Source organism: Streptomyces sp. NPDC034037, from assembly GCF_055575715.1.
On record NZ_JBVISC010000001.1, the window covers coordinates 926,218 to 946,767 of the forward strand.

Sequence of the window (20,550 nt, forward strand, 5' to 3'; positions counted from 1 at the left end):
GTTCGGCGCCTGGGGAGGGGAACGTCGGGGGTCCGTCGGGGCATTCCCGGATGTCGGCGGCCGACGCCACATGCGAGGATCGTAGACATTCGTACGAGTCATGCGAGTCACAAGGGAGTGCCGCCCGTGCCCGGTGAGAATCTGTCCCGCGACGAGGCCCACGAGAGGGCCGCGCTGCTGTCCGTCGAGGGCTACGAGGTCTTCCTGGACCTGCGCTCGGCGGTCGGCGACGGCGGCGGGGAGCCGCGCACGTTCCGCTCGGTCACCACGATCCGCTTCCGCGCCGAGGCGGGCGCGGCGAGCTTCGCGGACCTGGTCGCGCCCAGCGTCACGGCGGTGTCCCTCAACGGCAAGGACCTGGACCCCGCCGCGGTCTTCGACGGCACCCGGATCGCGCTGGACGACCTGGCCGAGGAGAACGAGCTGGTGGTGGACGCCCAGTGCGCCTACAGCCGCACCGGTGAGGGCATGCACCGCTTCGTCGACCCCGAGGACGGCGAGGTCTACCTCTACACCCAGTACGAGCCGGCGGACGCCCGCCGGGTCTTCGCGGGCTTCGAGCAGCCGGACCTCAAGGCGCCCTACCGCTTCGAGGTGCGGGCCCCCGAAGGCTGGACGGTGTGGTCCAACGGTGTCGGTGAACTGACCGACGGCGTATGGCGGTTCGCCGAGACGAAGCCGATCTCCACCTACATCACGGCGGTCGTGGCCGGCCCCTACCACCACGTCACCGACACCTACGAGCGCGTCCTGGCCGACGGCACGCGCCTGGAGATCCCGCTCGGCGCGATGTGCCGCAAGGGCCTCGCCCCGCACTTCGACGCGGACGACGTCTTCCTCGTCACCAAGCAGGGCCTGGACTTCTTCCACGACAACTTCGACTTCCCCTACCCCTTCGGGAAGTACGACCAGGCCTTCGTGCCGGAGTACAACCTGGGCGCGATGGAGAACCCGGGCCTGGTGACCTTCCGCGAGGAGTTCATCTTCCGCGGCAAGGTGACCCAGGCGTCGTACGAGCGCCGGGCCAACGTGATCCTCCACGAAATGGCCCACATGTGGTTCGGCGACCTCGTCACCATGCGGTGGTGGGACGACCTGTGGCTCAAGGAGTCCTTCGCCGACTTCATGGGCTCCTTCTCCATGGTCGAGGCGACCCGCTTCACCAACGGCTGGATCACCTTCGCCAACAACCGCAAGGCCTGGGCCTACCGCGCCGACCAGCTGCCCTCCACGCACCCCGTCACCGCCGACATCCGCGACCTGGAGGACGCCAAGCTCAACTTCGACGGGATCACCTACGCCAAGGGCGCCTCGGTCCTCAAGCAGCTCGTCGCCTACGTGGGGCGCGAGGCCTTCCTGGAGGGCGCCCGGCGCTACTTCAAGCGCCACGCGTACGGCAACACCGTCCTCGGCGACCTGCTTTCGGTCCTGGAGGAGACGTCCGGGCGGGACATGACCTCCTGGTCGCGGGCCTGGCTCCAGACGGCGGGCGTCAACTCCCTGACCCCGCAGGCCATCTTGAACTCGGAGGGCCGGATCACGGAACTGTCCGTGCTCCAGGAAGCCGCCGAGTCCCACCCCGAACTGCGCCCGCACCGCGTGGCGGTGGGCCTGTACCGCAGGACGGCCGGCGGCGACCTGGAGCGGTACGCCCGCGCCGAGGTGGACGTCGACGGGCCCCGCACCGTCGTGGCCGAACTGGCCGGCGAAGCCGCTCCCGAGCTGATCCTCGTCAACGACGACGACCTCACCTACTGCAAGATCCGCTTCGACGAGACCTCCCTCGCCACGCTGCGGGAACACCTCGGGGACCTCACCGACCCCCTCGCCCGCGCCCTGTGCTGGTCCGCGCTGTGGAACCTCACGCGGGACGGCCTCATGCCCGCCCGCGACTTCATCGGGCTCGTGCTGCGCTTCGCCGGGCACGAGAGCGACATCGGCGTCCTCCAGATGCTGCACGCCTGGGCCAACTCCGCCCTCACGCACTACGCCGCCCCCGACTGGCGCGAGGAAGGCGGGCGGGCGCTCGCCGAAGGCGCCCTGCGGGAACTGCGGATCGCGGCGCCGGGCAGCCAGCACCAGCTGACGTGGGCGCGGTTCTTCGCGGCGGTGGCGTCGTCGCCGGCCGACCTGCAACTGCTGGAAGGGCTCCTCGCCGGCACCGCCAAGATCGACGGCCTGGAGGTCGACCAGGAGCTGCGCTGGGCCCTGCTCGGCCCGCTGGCCGCGCACGGCGCCGCCGACGAGGACACCCTCGCCGCCGAACTGGCCCGCGACGACACGGCCTCCGGCAAGCGGCACCACGTGCGGTGCCTGGCCGCGCGGCCCTCGGCGGCCGTCAAGGCGCAGGCGTGGGCCTCCGTCGTGGAGTCGGACGCCCTGTCCAACGCGCTGGTCGAAGCGACGATCGCGGGCTTCGCACAGCCGTCCCAGCGGGAGCTGGCCGCGCCGTACGTCTCCAAGTACTTCGACGCCATCGAGCGGGTGTGGACCGAGCGGTCCATCCAGATCGGCATGGACGTGGTGCGGGGCCTGTTCCCGCACCTCCAGGCGGACCAGGCGACACTGGCGGCCGCCGACGACTGGCTCACCGCCCACGCCTCCGCCGCGCCCGCGCTGCGCCGCCTGGTCCTGGAGTCCCGCGACGACCTGGCCCGGTCCCTGCGGGCGCAGGCGTGCGACGCGGGGGCCTAGGCCGGCCGGGGGAACGGGCCTCCATGTGACCCGGGGTCCCGTTCCCCCACCCCGACCGGGGCGTCGCCCTGCCCCGCCGCTTCGCGGCGGGTGTCTCCCACCCACCCGCCCGTTTACCCCGGGTCGGGCGGTGGAGATAGGGGCGCGGGGCCTGGCCCCTACGCCCTGCGCCGCCGCTGCGCGGCGGATGTCTCCCACCCGCCCACCCGTTCACCCCGGGTCGGACCGTGGGCGTAGGGGCGCGGGCCGGACCCGCCGACCGAAGGCTCCGACCGCCCAGCCCGGGTCCGGCCAACTCGACGCCAGTAACGGGTGGGTGGGTGGGAGGACACCCGCCGCGAAGCGGCGGCATAGGGCGGGTCCGCCAGCCGAAGAACCCACCGCAGCACAGGACCCGGGCAACACAACGCCAGTAACGGGTGGGCGGCCGGGTGGGAGACACCCGCCGCGAAGCAGGCGGACACAGGCCCCGCACGGAGCGCCGCGCCCGAGGGACGGACAGGCGGACCCGGCGCCCGGAGCGGGAGATCATCGGCAGTCGAACGCCCGTGCTTTAGGGCGGGCCTGTCCCGCTTTGTCGACGGGTCTGTAACAGCGGTTAGCGGCCCGCACGGCCGAGGGAACGACCCCGGCATGAACCAGAACGCCCCGCTCCCGCTCCCCCTGCGGCACCTCCCCCACGCCCACCCCCGCATCCTCAGCACCGCCCAGCTCCGCGCACACGGCGTCTCCGCCGCCGACGCCGGCGCCCGGTGCCGCCCGGGCGGCCCCTGGCAGCAGCTCCTGCCGGGCGTGTACCTGCTGCACCCCGGCCCGCCGACCAGCGAGGAGCGGCTGCACGGCGCCCTGCTGTACGCCGGGCGCCCACCCGCCCGCGAGGCCGCCGCCGTGCCCGCCCAGCCCGGCGCCGGCGAGCCGCACGCCCCGTACACCGACGCGATGATCACGGGGCTCGCGGCGCTCACCCTGCACCGCTTCTCGGCCGTTCCCCCGCTGCCGTCACTGGAGCGCGTCGACGTCCTGGTGCCCCGCACCCGCCGGCTGCGTTCCATCGGGTTCGTCCGGCTGGTGCGCGGCACCGCGCTGCCGGCCCCCCAGCAGATCACCGGGGTCCCGGTGGCCCCCGTGGCGCGCGCCCTCGCCGACGCGGTGGCGCAGCTCACCGACGCGGGTTCGGTGCGCCGGCTGCTCACCGAGGCGGTGCGCGGCGGCCACTGCGAGCCGGCCGCCGTCGTCGGTGAGCTGCGCGCCGCCCGGCTGCTGGCGCTGCCGCACGTCGTGGACGCCGTGGACTCGCTGCTCGCCGAGGGCCGGGCCATCGCGGAGGACCGGCTGTACCGGATGGTCGCGGAGCACGGCCTGCCCGATCCGCTGTGGAACGTCGAGCTGCGGCTGCCCGGCGGCCCGCACCTCGGCGGCGTCGACGCCTACTGGCCGGAGCAGGCCGTCGCGGTGGAGCTGGACACCCGGGCGCCCCGGCAGAGCCTGCGTCAAGGCGACGAGGCCCTGTGGTCCGAGTACGCCCGCAAGCGTGAGCATTTGGAGCGGCTCGGCATCACCGTCGTCCACCTCACCCCGAAGAAGTTGCGGGACGCGGCGGAGCAGCAGGCGACCGTCGTGCGCACCGCGCTGATGGCGTCGGACGACCGGGAGCCGGCGGCGTATGTCGTGGCGCTGCCCCGCTAGCGGCCGGCCGGCCCAGCATGCGCGGCTTTGTGCCGACTCAGCGCTTATTGAGGACCAGCTCCGTGTTCCGGTCCCCCGCCTCGCCGCCCAGCGCGGGCTTCGCGCCCGGCGCGTTGAAGGACAGTTCGCGGTAGAGCGCGGCGAGGCCGGTCTGGGAGAGGTCGGTGAAATCGGTGCGGTGCGGGGCGGCGGACTCGATGAGGGTGGTGAACAGGGAGAGGGTGCCGTCGTGGTTGTCGGCGACCTCCACGACCCGCGCGAGCTGCGGGAAGTCGATGTGCGAGGCGGTGGAGACCTCCCAGAACGCGCCGTGCGGGGTGCGGTGCGGGGTGATCGCGTTCTTGTGGCTGTGGCCGTTGACCCAGGCGAGCACCGAACGGTGGCGGCCGAGCAGCGCGCGGATCTCCTCGCCGCCGTGCCGGGCCTCGCCGGGCCGGGCCGGGTCGTGGCGGAGGTTGCGCATGGTCCTGCTGGTGTGGTGGCTGAAGACGACGACGTACGAGGGTCCGCCCTGGAGCCGTTCGGCGGCGGCCAGCTCGCGCTCCAGCCAGCGCAGTTGGGCGGTGCCGAGGGACCCTTCGTAGTGGCCGGCGGGGTCCGTGCTGTCGAGGCTGATGCCGAGCACGTCGTCGCTGATGCGGAAGGAGTAGTACTGCGTGCCCGAGGCGAGGTTCTCCCGCGTGTAGCCGTGGCCGACGGGGCCGGGGCCGGTGTGGGCGGGGTCGAGGTGCGCGCGGACGTACTCGGCCGGTGTGAAGGGCGCCCGTGACGCGTCCGGCGTGATGGACCGCATGCGCCGCGCCTCGCTCCGCAACAGCTCCTTGAAGTGGACGCCCTTGGGGTCGCGTCCCTTCTTCACGGCCTTCCACAGGGCGGCGCCCCGCGCCTCGTCCAGGGACATCAGCTTCCTGCCGCCGACGGCGAACTCGGTGAGGTAGGAGTCCTGCGGCGCCCAGCAGCCGCCGGGCAGCGCGTCGTGGTTGCCGACCGTGGAGTACCAGGGCAGGCCGAGGCCGGGGCTGTTGACCTCGCGGACGGCGGAGTCGAGGAAGCCGGGCAGGCGCGGGAAGCCGAGCGCCTTGTCGGTGTCGCGCAGGGCGCCGTCCGGGTGCCAGTACAGCTTGAGTCCGCTGTCCTGCACGCCCTCGTAGCGGCGCGGGTCCCCGGTGTTGGGGGTGATGCGGCCGCCGCTCATCACCTTGAGGTACCAGTCGAGTTCGGCGCGGGAGTTGTTGTCGGTGTTGTCGCCGGTCGTCACCACGCAGTGCAGCGGGGCGCCGGTGGCGGGGGCGCCGCGCAGGGCGTTGACGCGCTCGACCAGGGAGACCGCGCCGGCCACCGAGAGGGACTCGTGGGGCCGCCAGGCGCTGGCCGTCTGGGCGCGCAGGTACTCGTAGCGCAGGGGGTGCTGGACGTCCACGAGGTGCAGGTCGGTGAATTGCACGAAGGCGGCCAGCGGGGTGCGCCGGTTCTCGCGCCCCGCCTTCGCCGCCGCGAGGTCGCCGCGCACCACCCGGGGCCAGCCGGGCCCGTCGCCGAGCCTTCGGTAGCCGGACGTGCCGCGCGGGGCGGCGGCGGTGAGCAGGGTGGTGCCGGCCTGGTAGGGCGCGAGGGGTGCGGCGGAGGCCTGCCGGGAGCGGGGCACGGTGACCCGCCCGGCGGGTGCGGCGTTGCCGGAGCCCGCGCCGGGGCCCAGCGTGTGGCCGATGCCGGCGGCGAGCGTGACCGCTCCGGTGGCGGCGAGAAGGGCACGGCGGTCGAGGCGCCCGGCGGCGCCGGCCGTGGCCGAGGCGAGACCCGCGGCGGCCGTGGCGGTTGCGGTGGCGACAGAGCGTGTGCGCGGCATGGCGCGGTCTCCCCGAGTGCGAACGCGTCGGCAGTGGTCGCGGGCGCCGGGGCCGGGTCGGCCCGCGAACTTCCCGCTCATACCGGATCGTTGGCATCGGCGGTGACCTGTGCGTGAACGCGGGCGCAACGCCCGGCGCAGATCACCGTACGTGGATCACCGGGCACCCTGCGCGGTCACGTACCTCTTTCCGGGGAGAGAGGAGACGCTTGCTCCCTGTTCACCTTCCGGGGAAGGCGAGACCCGTCAGGGGCTCACCGGCCCGGGGTCGGCGGTGCGGGCGATGTGCCCGTCGGCGGGGCGGCTGCGCCACATCTCCAGGCCGATGTCGACGAGTCCGACGCGGTCGAGGTCCGGCACGGCCTCCAGGGGGTGCCAGGCCGCGAGGTCCGTGGAGCCGTCGGTCTCGTGGCGCAGTTCGCCGCCGGTGATCCGCCCCTCGTACAGGAGCCGCACTCCGTGGAAGTCGGCGACGGCGCCGAGTCTGCGCGGGTAGCGGCGGCGCAGGGAGTCGACGCCGAGGAGCGTGACCGGTTCGACCACGTACCCCGTCTCCTCGTCGGCCTCGCGGATCACCGTGTCGTACGGGTCCTCGCCGTGGTCCATGCCGCCTCCGGGCAGCGTCCAGCGTTTGCTGCCGTCGCCCGCCACCCAGCGGGCGAGCAGCACTTGTCCGTCGCGTACGCATACGGCGTAGGCCGCCACCCTGAGTTCCTTGTGCACAGACCGACGCTAGTGCCCCCGGCCCGGATTGGCAGGGGAGTACTCCGGGCCGGACCAGCTCCAGGGGCTCGCGGCGGGGGTCTCGACGGCCTCGGCGAGGGTGAAGCGGACCGTGCGGGAGCCGTCGCCGGCGTGGTGGGTGCGGGCGGTTCCGGTGAGTTGGAGGGCGGTGCCGCTCGTCCAGTCGAGGAAGAGCAGGCCCGCCCGGGGGTCGGTGTGGAGGTTGCCGAGGGACAGGAACATGGCGTTGCCGGGGTAGTCGTCCCACTCCAGCGTGGTGGGGGACGTCACGCGGACGAAGCCGGGGTTGCCGCCGCGGTGGCCGGCGTCGGCGCCGTGCGCGTGGACCGTGGCGAGGAAGAACGTGTCGCTCGCGGCGGCGAAGTCCCGCTGCCCGGCGGTGAGGCGGGTGCCGCGCCGCGGCTCGCCGGGGCCCTCCTCGCGTCTGCCCGCGTGCAGCGAGCGCTTCTGGAGGTACTTCGGGCAGTTGGCGAAGACCTGGTCGGCCTCGACGGCGAGGCCGCCGGGCGTGGGCCGGGACCTGCCGTTCAGGCGCATCCGGCGCCGGGTGCGCGGATCGAGCGCGAGGGTGCCGAGAGGCGTGTGGTCGCGGGCGAGGGCGCCGGCCAGCGGATCGGTGGCGCGCGGGGCGCCCGCCACGGAGATCTGGTTCGGCCCGGTGGCCCGTACGAAACCGGGGTCGCCGGTGAGCGGGGAGGCGACCCTGGAGCACGTGCTGCGCGCCCGGGACGCGCTCGCCTCGGCCGTGGACTCCCCCGGCGACCCGGCCGCCGCCGCCCGCGTCGACGAGGTCCTCGCGCACGGCCGCATCCGCGCGACCCTGGGCGCCGCGGGCCCCGGCGAGGAACCCGAGTTCGCGGACGCCACCTGGGGCGCGGCCTGGCTCGCCGCGCGTGACTACCTGCGGCTGCTGGCCACCGCCCCCGACCGGATCCGCGGCTGCGCCCACGAGGCGTGCGTCCTGCACTTCTTCGACACCTCGCGCAACGGCACGCGCCGCTGGTGCTCCATGGCGGTCTGCGGCAACCGCGCGAAGGCCTCCCGCCACTACGCCCGGTCGCGCGAGGTCTAGGGCCTTTCTTCCAGGACCCCCGGACGGGAAGCGGCCGGAAAAGTTCCGGCGCAAGTCCCCCTATACGCCGCCTTGTCCCCGATGGCGCATGGCGGAATTACGCCATGCCCTGATCACGGCTCGGACAACTCTCCCCAAACGGCAGCCACTTACGTAAGGCTGAGCGGTCATCCGGTCCCGAATTCCGGACCGAATCGAAAACCCTCCTCCCGACTTACGTACAGGGATGCCGATGCCCAGATCCAGTTCCAGCGCGAGACCCGCGGTCACCGGACGCGCGGCCCGCCTCGCGATAGCCGTCGGCCTGACCGCCGCGCTCTGCGCCACCGGGATACCCGCGGCCCTCGCGGCCACCGGTGACACCCCCGCGGACCCGACCGACGTCCCGAGGTCGGCGGCCGGCAAGCTCGGCGCCGCCGACGCCGACCTGCTCGCCGAGGCCAAGGCGGACGGCGACAAGACCGTCACGATGATGGTCGCCACCGCGCCCGGCGCCACCGAGCAGGTCGCCGACCGACTCGACGCCGTCAAGGGCGGCTCGGTCGGCCGCACCTACGACAAGCTCGGCTACGTCCGCGCGACCGTGCCGACCGGCAGGGCCGACGCCGCGATCAAGTCCGCCGCCGCCCTGTCGTCCGTGCACGCCATCGACCTGCGGCACGAGATAGAACTGGACGACCCGACGCCCGCCGCCGACCGCGCCAAGGGCGCGCAGTCCGCCGCGCGGGGCGCCTACCCGGGTCCGGGCAAGGACACCCCGGCGAAGAACCCGTACAACCCGTCCGCCGAGACCGGCGCCGTCGACTTCGTGAAGAAGCACCCGAAGGCCGACGGCCGCGGCATCACCATCGGCGTCCTCGACTCCGGCATCGACCTCGGCCACCCGGCGCTGCGGAAGACCACCACCGGCGAGCGCAAGATCACCGACTGGGTGACCGCGACCGACCCGATCGTGGACGCGGACGGCACCTGGCGCCGCATGACCAACCCCGTCACCGGCCCGGTCTTCACCTGGGACGGCGAGACGTGGAAAGCCCCCGCGGGCTCCTTCCAGGTCAACCGCTTCCGCGAGGCGGCCACCGTCGGCGGCGACGCGAACGGCGACATCAACCGCGACGGCGACACCACCGACAGCTGGGGCGTCCTGTACGACCCGGCGGCCGGCACCGTCCGCGTCGACCTGGACGACGACAACGACTTCACCGACGACGAGACGATGAAGCCGTACAAGGAGGACCACCAGGTCGCCTACTTCGGCAAGGACGACCCGGCGACCGACGTCGCCGAGCGCGTCCCCTTCGTCGTCGAGATCCGCAAGGACGTCCCCACCGACCCCTACGGCGGCGACTGGGTCGGCAAGAAGGCCGACTTCGTCAACATCGGCGTCATCGAGTCCGAGCACGGCACGCACGTCGCGGGCATCACCGCGGCCAACGGCCTGTTCGGCGGCAGGATGAACGGCGCCGCCCCCGGCGCCAAGCTGGTCTCCTCGCGCGCCTGCACCTGGAGCGGCGGCTGCACCAACGTCGCCCTGACCGAGGGCATGATCGACCTCGTCACCGAGCGCGGCGTCGACATCGTCAACATGTCGATCGGCGGCCTGCCCGCCCTCAACGACGGCAACAACGCGCGCGCCGAGCTGTACACGCGCCTCATCGACACCTACGGCGTGCAGCTGGTGATCTCCGCCGGCAACTCCGGCCCCGGCGCCAACACCATCGGCGACCCGGGCCTGGCCGACAAGGTCATCTCGGTCGGCGCCGCCATCTCCAAGGAGACGTGGGCCGCCAACTACGGCTCCGCCGTGGAGAAGAAGTACGCGATGATGAACTTCTCCTCGCGCGGCCCCCGCGAGGACGGCGGCTTCACGCCGGTCATCTCGGCGCCCGGTTCGGCCATCAACACCACGCAGACCTGGCTGCCGGGCTCCCCGGTCGCCGAGGCCGGCTACAAGCTCCCGGCCGGCTACTCCATGCTCCAGGGCACCTCGATGGCCTCCCCGCAGGCCGCCGGCGCCTCGGCGCTGCTGCTCTCCGCCGCCAAGCGCGAGAAGATCGACCTGACCCCGGCCAAGCTGCGCACCGCGCTCACCTCCACCGCCGACCGCATCCGCGGCGAGCAGGCGTACGCCCAGGGCAGCGGCCTGATCAACGTGGTCGACGCCTGGAACGCCGTCGAGGACGGCGCCAAGGCGCACACCTACACGGTGCAGGCCCCGGTCGACACCGCCCTGGACCAGGAGCTGAAGAAGCCCGGCACCGGCATCTACGACCGCGAGGGCGGCCTGAAGACCGGCCAGAAGCGCACGTACGACGTCACGATCACCCGCACCTCGGGCCCGGACCGTGCGCTGCGCCACGAGCTGGACCTGGTCAACAACCACGAGGGCACCTTCGAGCTGCTCGGCGACGACGACGTGTCGCTGCCGCTGAACAAGCCGGTCACCGTCAAGGTCCGCGCGAAGGCCAAGTCGGCCGGTCTGCACAGCGCCATCCTCACCGTCGACGACGAGCGCACCGAGGGCGTCGACCGGCAGATCATGTCGACGGTCGTCGTCTCGACGCCGCTCGCCGAGCCGTCGTACACGTACAAGGCGGCCGGCTCGGTGCAGCGCAACAGCACCAGGTCGTACTTCGTCACCGTCCCCAAGGGCGTCAAGACCCTCGAAGTCGCCCTCGGCGGCCTGAAGGGCAAGAGCCAGACGCGGTTCCTCGCCGTGCACCCCTACGGTGTCCCGGTCGACTCCACGTCGTCGCTCGTCTGCTACCCGAACTACGAGAACCCGGCCAACACCTGCCGCCCCGACCTGCGCTCCTACCCGGAGCCGCAGGCCGGTGTCTGGGAGATCGAGGTCGAGTCGCGCCGCACCTCGCCGCTGCTCGACAACCCCTACGAGCTGAAGGTCTCCGCGCTCGGCGTCGACTTCGACCCGGCCGTGCAGACGCTCCCCGAGGCCAAGGTCGGCACCCCGGCGCCGGTCACCTGGAAGGCCACGAACCGCTTCGCGGCCATCGACGGCAAGCTCAAGGGCGGCTCGCTCGGCTCGTCCAGGTCGGCCCGTCCCACCATCGCCCAGGGCGCCACGCAGACCAGCACGGTCGTCGTGCCCGAGGGCGCCGAGCGGCTCGACGTCGTCATCGGCTCGCCCGCGGACATCGCCGCCGACCTGGACCTGAGCGTCAAGAAGGACGGCAAGGTCGTCGGGTCGTCCGCGGAGGGCGACTCCGAGGAGTCCGTGAGCCTCGCGAAGCCCGCCGCCGGCACGTACACGATCGAGGTCGTGGGCTACTCGGTGCCGACCGGCTCGACCGCCTACGACTACCGGGACGTGTTCTTCTCCGACGCGCTCGGCAAGGTCGCGGTCGACGAGTCCAAGACCGTGAAGCTCGGCACCGGCGCCTCCGCGCAGGTCGAGGCCAAGGTCGAGGCGAAGGCCCCGGCCGCCGAGGGCCGTGAGCTGTTCGGCGAGGTGTCCCTGCTGAACGCCGGCGGCACGGTCGCCGGCAACGGCAGCGTGAAGATCGAGAAGGTCACGCCGTAACGGTGACCTGAAGTGCCGGGACGGTGTCCCGGGCGGAGAGAACAAGCGCCGGGTGGGCTCGTACGAGTCCGCCCGGCGTTTTCCGTCGGCCACCCCCGGAATGCGGCGTCCCGGAGTGTGGCGTCCCGCACCTCGGACAATGGATTGGACAAGCCGGGCCCGGACAGACGCATGATGGAGCCACCCCCCACAGACCGGCCGAGGTCACGAGGCCGCACGCACATACGGAGGAAGTCCCTGTGAAGGTCGGAATCGTCGGAGCCACCGGTCAGGTCGGCAAGGTCATGCGCAAGATCCTCGTGGAGCGCGAGTTCCCCGTCGACGAGCTGCGCCTGTTCGCCTCGGCCCGCAGCGCCGGCACGGTCGTGGACGGCGTGACCGTCGAGGACGCCTCGACCGCCGACTACACCGGCCTGGACATCGTGCTGTTCTCCGCCGGTGGCGCCACCTCCAAGGCCCTCGCCGAGAAGGTCGCCTCGCAGGGCGCCGTCGTGATCGACAACTCCTCCGCCTGGCGCATGGACCCCGAGGTCCCCCTCGTCGTCTCCGAGGTCAACCCGCACGCGGTGGCCAACCGCCCCAAGGGCATCATCGCCAACCCGAACTGCACGACGATGGCCGCCATGCCCGTCCTCAAGCCACTGCACGCCGAGGCAGGCCTCGAAGCGCTCGTCGTCGCCACCTACCAGGCGGTGTCCGGCTCCGGCCTCGCCGGGGTGGACGAGCTGTTCGAGCAGATCAAGAAGGTCGGCGAGGACGCCCCGAAGCTCACGCACGACGGCTCGGCGGTCGACTTCCCCGAGCCGGACAAGTACGTCGCGCCCATCGCGTACAACGTCCTGCCGATGGCGGGCTCCATCGTCGACGACGGTCTGAACGAGACCGACGAGGAGCAGAAGCTGCGCAACGAATCCCGCAAGATCCTGGAGATCCCGGAGCTGAAGGTCTCCGGCACGTGCGTGCGCGTGCCCGTCTTCACCGGCCACTCCCTCCAGGTCAACGCCCGCTTCGCCCGTCCGCTGAGCCCCGAGCGCGCCACCGAGCTGCTCTCGAAGGCCGAGGGCGTCGTCGTCACCGACGTGCCGACGCCGCTGGTCGCCGCCGGCAAGGACGACTCGTTCGTGGGCCGCGTCCGCAAGGACGAGACCGTCGAGAACGGCCTCGCGTTCTTCATCTCCGACGACAACCTCCGCAAGGGCGCGGCGCTGAACGCCGTGCAGATCGCGGAGCTGGTCGCGGCCGAGCTCAAGGGCTGATCCGGCCCCCGGCCCGGCAGGGGCGGTCACCCTTCGCGGGTGGCCGCCCCTTTCGCGCGGGCCACGGCCACCAGCGCGAGCCCGGCCAGGCCGCCGCCCAGCCACAGCACGTCACCGGCCCCGCGGCTGTCCGCGACCCGGCCGCCCGCGAACGCGCCGAGCGCGATCGCCATGTTGAACACCCCGGCGAAGAGCGCGGAGGCCGCCTCGCGGGCGTGCGGGGCCGCCGCCATCACCCAGTTCTGGGCCGAGACCGACACCCCGCCGTACGCCAGGCCCCACGCCACCAGCAGCGCCGCCGACGCGGCGAGCGAGCCGCCCGCGGGCACCAGCAGGAGCACCACCGCGCCGAGACCCGCGCAGAGGGCGAGCAGGGCTCTGCGCGGGTCGCGGGCCGCGACGGCGCCGGCCGCGAAGTTGCCGACGACGCCGGCCGCCCCGTAGGCGAGGAGCAGCCCGCTGATCAGCCCCGCGCCGATGCCCGGCACCCGCTCCAGGACGGGCCGTACGTAGGTGTACGCGGCGAAGTGGCCGGTGACCAGGAGCGTCACGGCGAGCAGTCCGGCCCGCAGCGGCCCGAGGCGCAGCAGCCGCGCGAAGGCGCCGAGCCGGACGCCCGCGTCGGCGGGCAGCGGCGGCAGGACTGCGGCGAGCAGCGCGGCGACGGCCAGGGCGAGCGCGGCGAGGGCCGCGAAGCCCCAGCGCCAGCCGGCCAGTTCACCGAGGAGCGTGCCCGCGGGGACGCCGAGCACGGACGCCACGGCGATCCCGCTGAAGATCACCGCGGTGGCCCGCCCGGCGGCCGCCTCCTCGCGCACCAGCCTGACGCCGAGCCCCGCCGCGACGGCCCACACGCCGCCGATGCAGACGCCCACCAGGACGCGCGCGGCGAGCAGGACCCCGAAGCCCGGGGCGAGCGCGGAGAGGAGGTTGGCGCCGGCGAGCAGCGCCATCAGCACGCACAGCACCGTACGCCGGTCCGCGCGCCGCACGGCGACGGGCAGCAGCGGGGCGGCGAGCGCCGCGACGAGGCCGGGCAGGGTGACGGCGAGGCCGGCGGTGCCGTCCGAGACGCCGAGCCCCGCGCCGACGGAGGTGAGGAGGCCGACGGGGAGCATCTCCGTGGTGACGACGGAGAAGGTGCCGGTGGCGACGGCGAGGACGGCGAGGAACCCGGCCGGCCGGGGCGACGCGCCGCCGGACGCGGGAATGCGAGTGCTCTGGAACATGGCATCCACCCTGTGGCGCGGCGGGGCGGGGAACAACGCCGACGATCTCATCCTTGTATGAGCCGGGCTCATCGATGCCGGGCTCATCGGTGCCGGGCTCATCGATCCTGGCCGAGCGCGGGGCACACAGGGGGGCACGGACGTGAACGGGCTGGAAATCCGGGAGCTCGAATGCTTCCTCGTGCTCGCCGAGGAGCTGCACTTCGGGCGGACCGGCGAGCGGCTGTACGTCTCGCAGAGCCGCGTCAGCCAGCTGCTCGCCGCCCTGGAGCGCAGGATCGGCGCCCGGCTCGTGGAGCGCACGAGCCGCCGGGTCGGGCTGACCCCGCTCGGCGAGCGGTTCCTGGCCGAACTGCGCCCTGCCTACGACGAGTTGGCCGCGTCCGTCGAGCGGGCGAGGGCGGCGGCGCGGGGCGTCGAGGGCACGCTGCGGCTCGGCTTCCAGGGGACGGCGGACGCCCGCCTGACGGGGGCGATCACCGGCTTCCAGGAGCGGCACCCCGGCTGCGTGACTCAGATCGTGGAGATCCCCTTCGCGGACCCGTTCGGGGCGGTGCGCCGCGGTGAGGTGGACGCGGCGATCGTCCTGCTGCCGGTCGCCGAACCCGATCTGGTCCTCGGCCCGGTCCTCGCCGGTGAGCGGCAGACCGTCGCCGTCTCGTTGCGGCACGCGTTCGCGGGGCGGGAGCTGCTGAGCGCGGCGGAGCTGACGGAAACCCCGCTGATCGCGGCGGCGGCGCCGGCGCCCGCGTACTGGCGTACGGCGCACGCCCCCTCGGACGTCCCCGCGCCCGAGGTCCGCACGCTCCAGGAGGGGTTGACGCTCGTGGCGGCGGACCGGGGCGCGATGCTGCTGTGCCGTCCCACGGCGGAGTACCACGGCCGCAGGGACGTCGCCTTCGTGCCGGTCGAGGGCCTGCCGGACTCGGTGCTCGGCATGGTGTGGCACCGGGACGGGGAGACGGGCCGGGTCAGGGAGTTCGCGCGGACGCTGGCGGGGGCGGCGGGGCCGGCGGCGTGAACCGGCGAGGCCGCACCGCCCCGGGATCAGACCTCCGCACGTCCCTCGCCGCCCGCCCTGTGTCCCTCTCTGCGCACCTCGAAGTGGAAGCAGCCGTACTCCACGGCGCGTACGTGCACGAGGGCGACCTCCGGGTCGGCGAAGGCCTCCTCGAACGCGGCGTCGAACCCCCGCGTCCCCTCTTCCGGGATCTCCAGCAGCCGCCCGCCGACGATGTGGCCCCGCGCGTCGTACCGGCGGACCGTCCGCAGGGCCCCGGCCCGGGAGAACGGGTACTCCGTACGCTCCCGGGCGGGCCCCTCGCAGGGCTCGGCGTGCAGGAAGACGGGCCCCTGCTCGTCGTAGGCCCCGGGGTCCATCCCACGCCCGGCGGCCCACCGCCGCAGCGGCGCGTACGACACGAGCGCGACGCGCTCGCCGGGGGCGACCGGCCGCAGACAGCACCGCAGCGGATCGCCGCCTTCCGGGTCGACGTACGGCACGCAGGGCCGCCCGGCGTCGTCGACGACCCGCAGCTCCGCGAGGGCGTCCGGGGGAATGGGGAGCGGGGTGTAGGTGGTGGTCATGGGTCGAGCGTGACGCGGAGGGAGGGTCACCGGCTGGCGGAATTCGGACGTCGCGCTGAGGGGCGAGGAATCAGCCCGTCCGGCGTTTGAGGACGAACCGGCGAAGCCGGTGATCCACCGAGCCGAACAGGGCCGAGCAGGACCGTACAGGCTCAAGCACCGCACCGCACCGCACCGCACCGCACCGCACCGCTCAAGGCCAGGGGCCGGCCCCCGTCGTGGTGCGGTACGCCGCTCCCAGTGCCGCCAGCTCCCGCGGGGTCAGCACGTCCTCCACCCGCTCGAAGCCGTCCGGCGCCCGCTCCGCGACCGTCTGCAGGACCCGGTCCGCCGGCATGTCGCGATGGGCGAGGACGATCGCGTTGACGGCGTCCGTGCGCACCTCCTCGTAGGCCCGCAGCCCCGCCTCCCGGTCCGGCGACGCGTACGCGAGGCAGCGGGCGAGGACGCGGGCGTCGAGAATCGCCTGCGAGCCGCCGTTGGAGCCCACCGGGTACATGGGGTGCGCCGCGTCCCCGAGCAGCGTGACGGGGCCCCGGCCCCAGCGGGCCAGCGGATCCCTGTCGACCATGGGGTACTCCAGGATGTGCCGGGTCGCGGCGAGCAGCGCGGGCACGTCCAGGTCGCCGATGCGCCACCCCGCGTAGTGCGGCAGGACGTCCGAGAGCCGCCCCGAGCGGTTCCAGTCGGCGGGCCCGGCCATCGCGTGCCGGTGCGCCCGCGGGAACCGCACCTCCGCCACCCAGTTGAGCAGCGCCGCGCCCCGCTCCTGGGCCGGCCGGGAGATGGGGTAGACGACGAGTTTGGCGGCGGCGTTGCAGCCCGCCACCACGACGGTCCGCCCGCCGAGCACCGGGTGCCACTCGACGACGCCGCGCCACATCCGGATGCCGTTCCACAGCGGCGGCCCCTCGCCCGGGTGCAGCATGGCCCGAACGGTCGAGTGCAGGCCGTCCGCACCGACCAGGACCCGCGCCCGCACCGCGTGCTCCCGGCCGCGCGCCACGTCCCGCAGGATGACCCGCAGCGCGGAGCCCTCGCGTTCGGCGAGGCGGGCGAAGGCGGTGCCGGTGCGCACCGCCCCTTCGCCGAGCCGTTCGCGGACCGCGGTGAGCAGGAGGTGGTGCAGGGCGCCGCGGTGGAGGGAGTACTGCGGCCACGGCCGGCCGGGCGCGGGGCCACGCGGCTCGCCCCAGATGCGGTTGCCGTGCCGGTCGTAGTGGACCAGGGCCTCCGGTGCCACCGCGGTGGCGGCGAGCGCGTCGCCGAGGCCCAGGTCGGTCAGCTCGCGCACGGCGTGCGGCAGCAGGTTGATGCCCACACCGGCCGGGCGCAGTTCGTCGGCCGCGTCCACCACGCGTACGCCGATGCCCTCCGCGTGCAGGCTGAGCGCGGCGGTGAGCCCGCCGATGCCCGCGCCCGCCACCAGTACGTCGATCATGGCCGACGCGCGGCCGGTCTCGCACGCCCCGGCCCCTCCCTGCGCAGCATCTCCCACATCCCCCTGTGGTGCGGCGGTCCCGGCGGCCGGGCCGTGGTCGGCGGCCTGTCCGGGCCGGGCCGGTCGCGCGGAGCGTAGCGGCACGGCGGCGGTAGAACAATGGGCCGCGCGGACGGGCGAACGCGCATGGAAGGATGGCCGGAAACACCACAAGTCGCACCCCCCGAATGACCTGACCCATCGTCTGAACGACCACTCGTCGTACCCGAGGAGATGACCGCGTGCCCGGCACCAATCTGACCCGCGAAGAGGCGCAGCAGCGGGCGAAGCTGCTGACCGTTGACTCGTACGAGATCGAGCTGGATCTCTCCGGAGCGCAGGAGGGCGGCACCTTCCGGTCCGTGACCACGGTGCGCTTCGACTCCGCCGAGGCGGGCGCGGAGACCTTCATCGACCTGGTGGCCCCCGCGGTCCACGAGGCCGTCCTGAACGGGCACGCGCTGGACGTGGCCGCGGTGTTCCGCGACTCGCGCATCGCGCTGAAGCACCTGGTGGCGGGCCCCAACGAGCTGCGGGTCGTCGCCGACTGCGACTACACCAACACCGGTGAGGGCCTGCACCGCTTCGTCGACCCCGTCGACCAACAGGCTTACCTCTACACGCAGTTCGAGGTGCCGGACGCGCGGCGCGTCTTCGCGAGCTTCGAGCAGCCGGACCTGAAGGCGACGTTCCAGTTCACGGTGAAGGCGCCGAGCGGCTGGACGGTCATCTCCAACTCGCCGACGCCCGAGCCCAAGGACGACGTCTGGAGCTTCGAGCCGACGCCGCGCATCTCCTCGTACATCACGGCCCTGATCGTCGGCCCGTACCACTCGGTGCACTCCTCCTACGAGGGCCGGGACGGCCAGACGGTGCCGCTCGGCATCTACTGCCGGCCCTCGCTCGCCGAGTTCCTCGACGCGGACGCGATCTTCGAGGTGACGCGGCAGGGCTTCGACTGGTTCCAGGAGAAGTTCGACTTCGCGTACCCGTTCGCCAAGTACGACCAGCTCTTCGTGCCGGAGTTCAACGCGGGCGCGATGGAGAACGCGGGCGCGGTCACCATCCGCGACCAGTACGTGTTCCGTTCGAAGGTGACGGACGCGGCGTACGAGGTGCGGGCCGAGACCATCCTGCACGAGCTGGCCCACATGTGGTTCGGCGACCTCGTGACCATGGAGTGGTGGAACGACCTCTGGCTCAACGAGTCGTTCGCGACCTACACGTCCATCGCCTGCCAGGCGTACGCGGAGGGCTCGCGCTGGCCGCACTCGTGGACGACGTTCGCCAACTCCATGAAGACGTGGGCGTACCGCCAGGACCAGCTGCCGTCCACGCACCCGATCATGGCGGACATCCGCGACCTGGACGACGTGCTCGTCAACTTCGACGGCATCACGTACGCCAAGGGCGCGAGCGTCCTCAAGCAGCTCGTCGCGTACGTCGGCATGGACGAGTTCTTCCAGGGCGTACAGGCGTACTTCAAGCGGCACGCGTTCGGCAACACCCGCCTGTCCGACCTGCTCGGCGCGTTGGAGGAGACCAGCGGGCGCGACCTGAAGACGTGGTCGAAGAAGTGGCTGGAGACGGCGGGCATCGACGTGCTGCGTCCGGTCGTGGACGTCGACACGCGGGGCGTCATCACGTCGTTCGCGGTCAAGCAGGAGGCGCCCGCGCTGCCCGCCGGCGCGAAAGGCGAGCCGACCCTGCGCCCGCACCGGATCGCGATCGGCCTCTACGACCTGGACGAGGCGTCCGGCAAGCTGGTCCGCACCGACCGCGTGGAGCTGGACGTCGACGGTGAACTGACGGCGGTCGACGCGCTGGTGGGCAAGGCCCGCCCGGCCGTGATCCTGCTGAACGACGACGACCTCTCGTACGCGAAGGTCCGCCTGGACGCCGAGTCCCTGGCGTTCGTCACCGAGCACATCGGCGACTTCGAGGCGTCGCTGCCGCGCGCCCTGTGCTGGGCCTCCGCCTGGGACATGACGCGCGACGCGGAACTGCCGACGCGGGACTACCTCTCCCTGGTCCTCTCCGGCATCGGCAAGGAGTCCGACATCGGCGTCGTGCAGTCGCTGCACCGCCAGGTGAAGCTGGCGCTCGACCTGTACGCGGCGCCGGCCCGCCGTGAGGAGGCGCTGGCCCGCTGGACCGAGGCGACCCTGACGCACCTGCGCTCGGCCGATCCGGGCAGCGACCACCAGCTGGCGTGGGCGCGGGCCTTCGCGGCGACCGCCCGCACGGACGCCGAACTCTCGCTCCTGGAGCGGCTGCTCGACGGCACGGAGTCCCTCGACGGCCTGGCCGTGGACACGGAACTGCGCTGGGCGTTCGTGGGGCGGCTCGCGGCGACTGGCCGGCTCGACGAGGCGGGGATCGCGGCGGAGCTGGAGCGCGACAAGACCGCCGCGGGCGAGCGGCACGCGGCGTCCGCGCGGGCGGCCCTGCCGACGCCCGAGGCCAAGGCCGCGGCGTGGGCCTCCGTCGTGGAGTCCGACTCGCTGCCCAACGCCATCCAGGAAGCGGTGATCGGCGGCTTCGTCCAGACCGACCAGCGCGAACTCCTCGCCCCCTACGCGGGGAAGTTCTTCGACGCGGTCAAGGAGGCGTGGGACTCCCGCTCCCACGAGATGGCCCAGCAGATCGCCGTCGGCCTCTACCCCTCGCTCCAGGTCTCCCGCGCCACCCTGGACGCCACGGACACCTGGCTGACCACCGCGAACCCCTCGGCGGCGCTGCGCCGCCTGATCACGGAGTCCCGGGCGGGGGTGGAGCGGGCGCTGCGGGCGCGGGACGCGGACGGCGCCCTCTGACCGAGCGGGGGACCTGCCGATCTGCCGCTCGGGGGGTTGCCCCTTGGGCGGGGGGGGCGGCCTGCCGGTCTGCCGCTCGGGGGTTGCCCCTTGGGCGGGGGGTCGGCCTGCCGAGCTGCCGCTCGGGGGGGGGTGCCCCTTGCGCGGGGGTGCCCCCTGGCGGGGTGTGGGTGGCTGAGGTCTGACTGGTGGGTGGGCGGTGTTCGGGTGCCCGTGGGGTTGCTCGTCGGCTTCGGCTGCGGGCCGCTCACCCGAATCCGCCGCTTCGCGGCGGTCCCTCTCCCACCCACCCACCCGTTACCCCGCATCACCGGGCACCGCACCGCCCGGACAGCTGGGGACGCCGCCCCGCCCCCGGCACCACGCCCACCTTCCGACGCCGAGCCACGGGTGGGCGGGAGGGAGACATCCGCGCGCAGCGCGGGACAGGGCGCGGGCACGACAGCCCGCACAGGCCACACGCCCACCCCTCGGCGCCGAGCCACGGGTGGGCGGGTGGGAGATATCCGCGCGCAGCGCGGGACAGGGCGCGGGCACGACAGCCCGCACAGGCCACACGCCCACCCCTCGGCGCCGAGCCACGGGTGGGCGGGTGGGAG

Annotated in this window: 12 protein-coding genes and 1 pseudogene; 7 read left to right on the forward strand and 6 right to left on the reverse strand. The window is 73.4% G+C overall.

Annotation, left to right across the window (positions count from 1 at the left end):
- Window positions 1-126: 126 nt before the first annotated feature.
- Both pepN (ACZ516_RS04195) and ACZ516_RS04200 read left to right on the forward strand, forming a co-directional pair.
- Window positions 127-2,694, forward strand: coding sequence for an aminopeptidase N (gene pepN / locus ACZ516_RS04195; RefSeq protein ID WP_361075723.1), 2,568 nt, complete (start codon window positions 127-129; stop codon window positions 2,692-2,694).
- Between the two features lie 633 nt (window positions 2,695-3,327).
- Entirely contained in the window at window positions 3,328-4,380 is a 1,053-nt protein-coding gene (locus ACZ516_RS04200) for a hypothetical protein (protein WP_469008361.1), read from the forward strand.
- A 37-nt stretch (window positions 4,381-4,417) separates the two neighbouring features.
- On the opposite strand, the gene ACZ516_RS04205 is transcribed toward ACZ516_RS04200, so the two are convergent.
- From ACZ516_RS04205 to ACZ516_RS04215, 3 genes and pseudogenes are all read right to left on the reverse strand, one after another.
- Window positions 4,418-6,226, reverse strand: coding sequence for a TIGR03767 family metallophosphoesterase (locus tag ACZ516_RS04205; protein WP_469008363.1), 1,809 nt, complete (start codon window positions 6,224-6,226; stop codon window positions 4,418-4,420).
- A 246-nt stretch (window positions 6,227-6,472) separates the two neighbouring features.
- A complete protein-coding gene (locus tag ACZ516_RS04210) occupies window positions 6,473-6,949 on the reverse strand; it encodes an NUDIX hydrolase (protein WP_469008365.1) in 477 nt (158 codons plus the stop codon).
- A gap of 9 nt (window positions 6,950-6,958) precedes the next feature.
- Window positions 6,959-7,669 (reverse strand): annotated as a pseudogene (locus tag ACZ516_RS04215) (pyridoxamine 5'-phosphate oxidase family protein); the annotation flags it as partial.
- Between ACZ516_RS04215 and ACZ516_RS04220 the strand changes: the two are divergent.
- From ACZ516_RS04220 to ACZ516_RS04230, 3 genes are all read left to right on the forward strand, one after another.
- Window positions 7,614-8,042 carry a CGNR zinc finger domain-containing protein gene (locus tag ACZ516_RS04220; protein ID WP_469008720.1) on the forward strand — a complete coding sequence of 143 codons (429 nt, stop codon included), beginning with the start codon at window positions 7,614-7,616 and terminating at the stop codon, window positions 8,040-8,042. The pseudogene ACZ516_RS04215 and the gene ACZ516_RS04220 sit on opposite strands and share 56 nt — an antisense overlap.
- A 232-nt stretch (window positions 8,043-8,274) precedes the next feature.
- Window positions 8,275-11,583 carry a S8 family serine peptidase gene (locus ACZ516_RS04225; RefSeq protein ID WP_469008367.1) on the forward strand — a complete coding sequence of 1,103 codons (3,309 nt, stop codon included), beginning with the start codon at window positions 8,275-8,277 and terminating at the stop codon, window positions 11,581-11,583.
- 239 nt (window positions 11,584-11,822) lie between these two features.
- Window positions 11,823-12,839 carry an aspartate-semialdehyde dehydrogenase gene (locus ACZ516_RS04230; RefSeq protein ID WP_469008369.1) on the forward strand — a complete coding sequence of 339 codons (1,017 nt, stop codon included), beginning with the start codon at window positions 11,823-11,825 and terminating at the stop codon, window positions 12,837-12,839.
- 26 nt (window positions 12,840-12,865) lie between these two features.
- Here the strand turns inward: ACZ516_RS04230 and ACZ516_RS04235 are convergent, their stop codons facing one another.
- Complete coding sequence (locus ACZ516_RS04235; RefSeq protein ID WP_469008371.1) at window positions 12,866-14,068, reverse strand: MFS transporter; 1,203 nt, start codon at window positions 14,066-14,068, stop codon at window positions 12,866-12,868.
- Window positions 14,069-14,210: 142 nt separating this feature from the next.
- Here ACZ516_RS04235 and ACZ516_RS04240 point away from each other — a divergent pair, with 142 nt between their 5' ends.
- On the forward strand, window positions 14,211-15,089 hold the full coding sequence (locus ACZ516_RS04240; protein WP_469008372.1) for a LysR family transcriptional regulator: 879 nt from the start codon (window positions 14,211-14,213) through the stop codon (window positions 15,087-15,089).
- Window positions 15,090-15,115: 26 nt separating this feature from the next.
- On the opposite strand, the gene ACZ516_RS04245 is transcribed toward ACZ516_RS04240, so the two are convergent.
- Window positions 15,116-15,655: a DUF1203 domain-containing protein gene (locus ACZ516_RS04245; protein ID WP_469008374.1), complete on the reverse strand. Its 540-nt coding sequence runs from the start codon at window positions 15,653-15,655 to the stop codon at window positions 15,116-15,118.
- Between the two features lie 193 nt (window positions 15,656-15,848).
- The gene (locus ACZ516_RS04250; RefSeq protein ID WP_469008376.1) at window positions 15,849-17,096 is read right to left on the reverse strand and encodes a flavin-dependent oxidoreductase; all 1,248 of its coding nucleotides are present in this window, start codon (window positions 17,094-17,096) and stop codon (window positions 15,849-15,851) included.
- A gap of 281 nt (window positions 17,097-17,377) precedes the next feature.
- Between ACZ516_RS04250 and pepN (ACZ516_RS04255) the strand changes: the two genes are divergently transcribed.
- Window positions 17,378-19,951 (forward strand): aminopeptidase N, encoded by a 2,574-nt coding sequence (gene pepN / locus ACZ516_RS04255; protein WP_469008378.1) that lies wholly within the window; start codon window positions 17,378-17,380, stop codon window positions 19,949-19,951.
- Window positions 19,952-20,550: the final 599 nt, after the last annotated feature.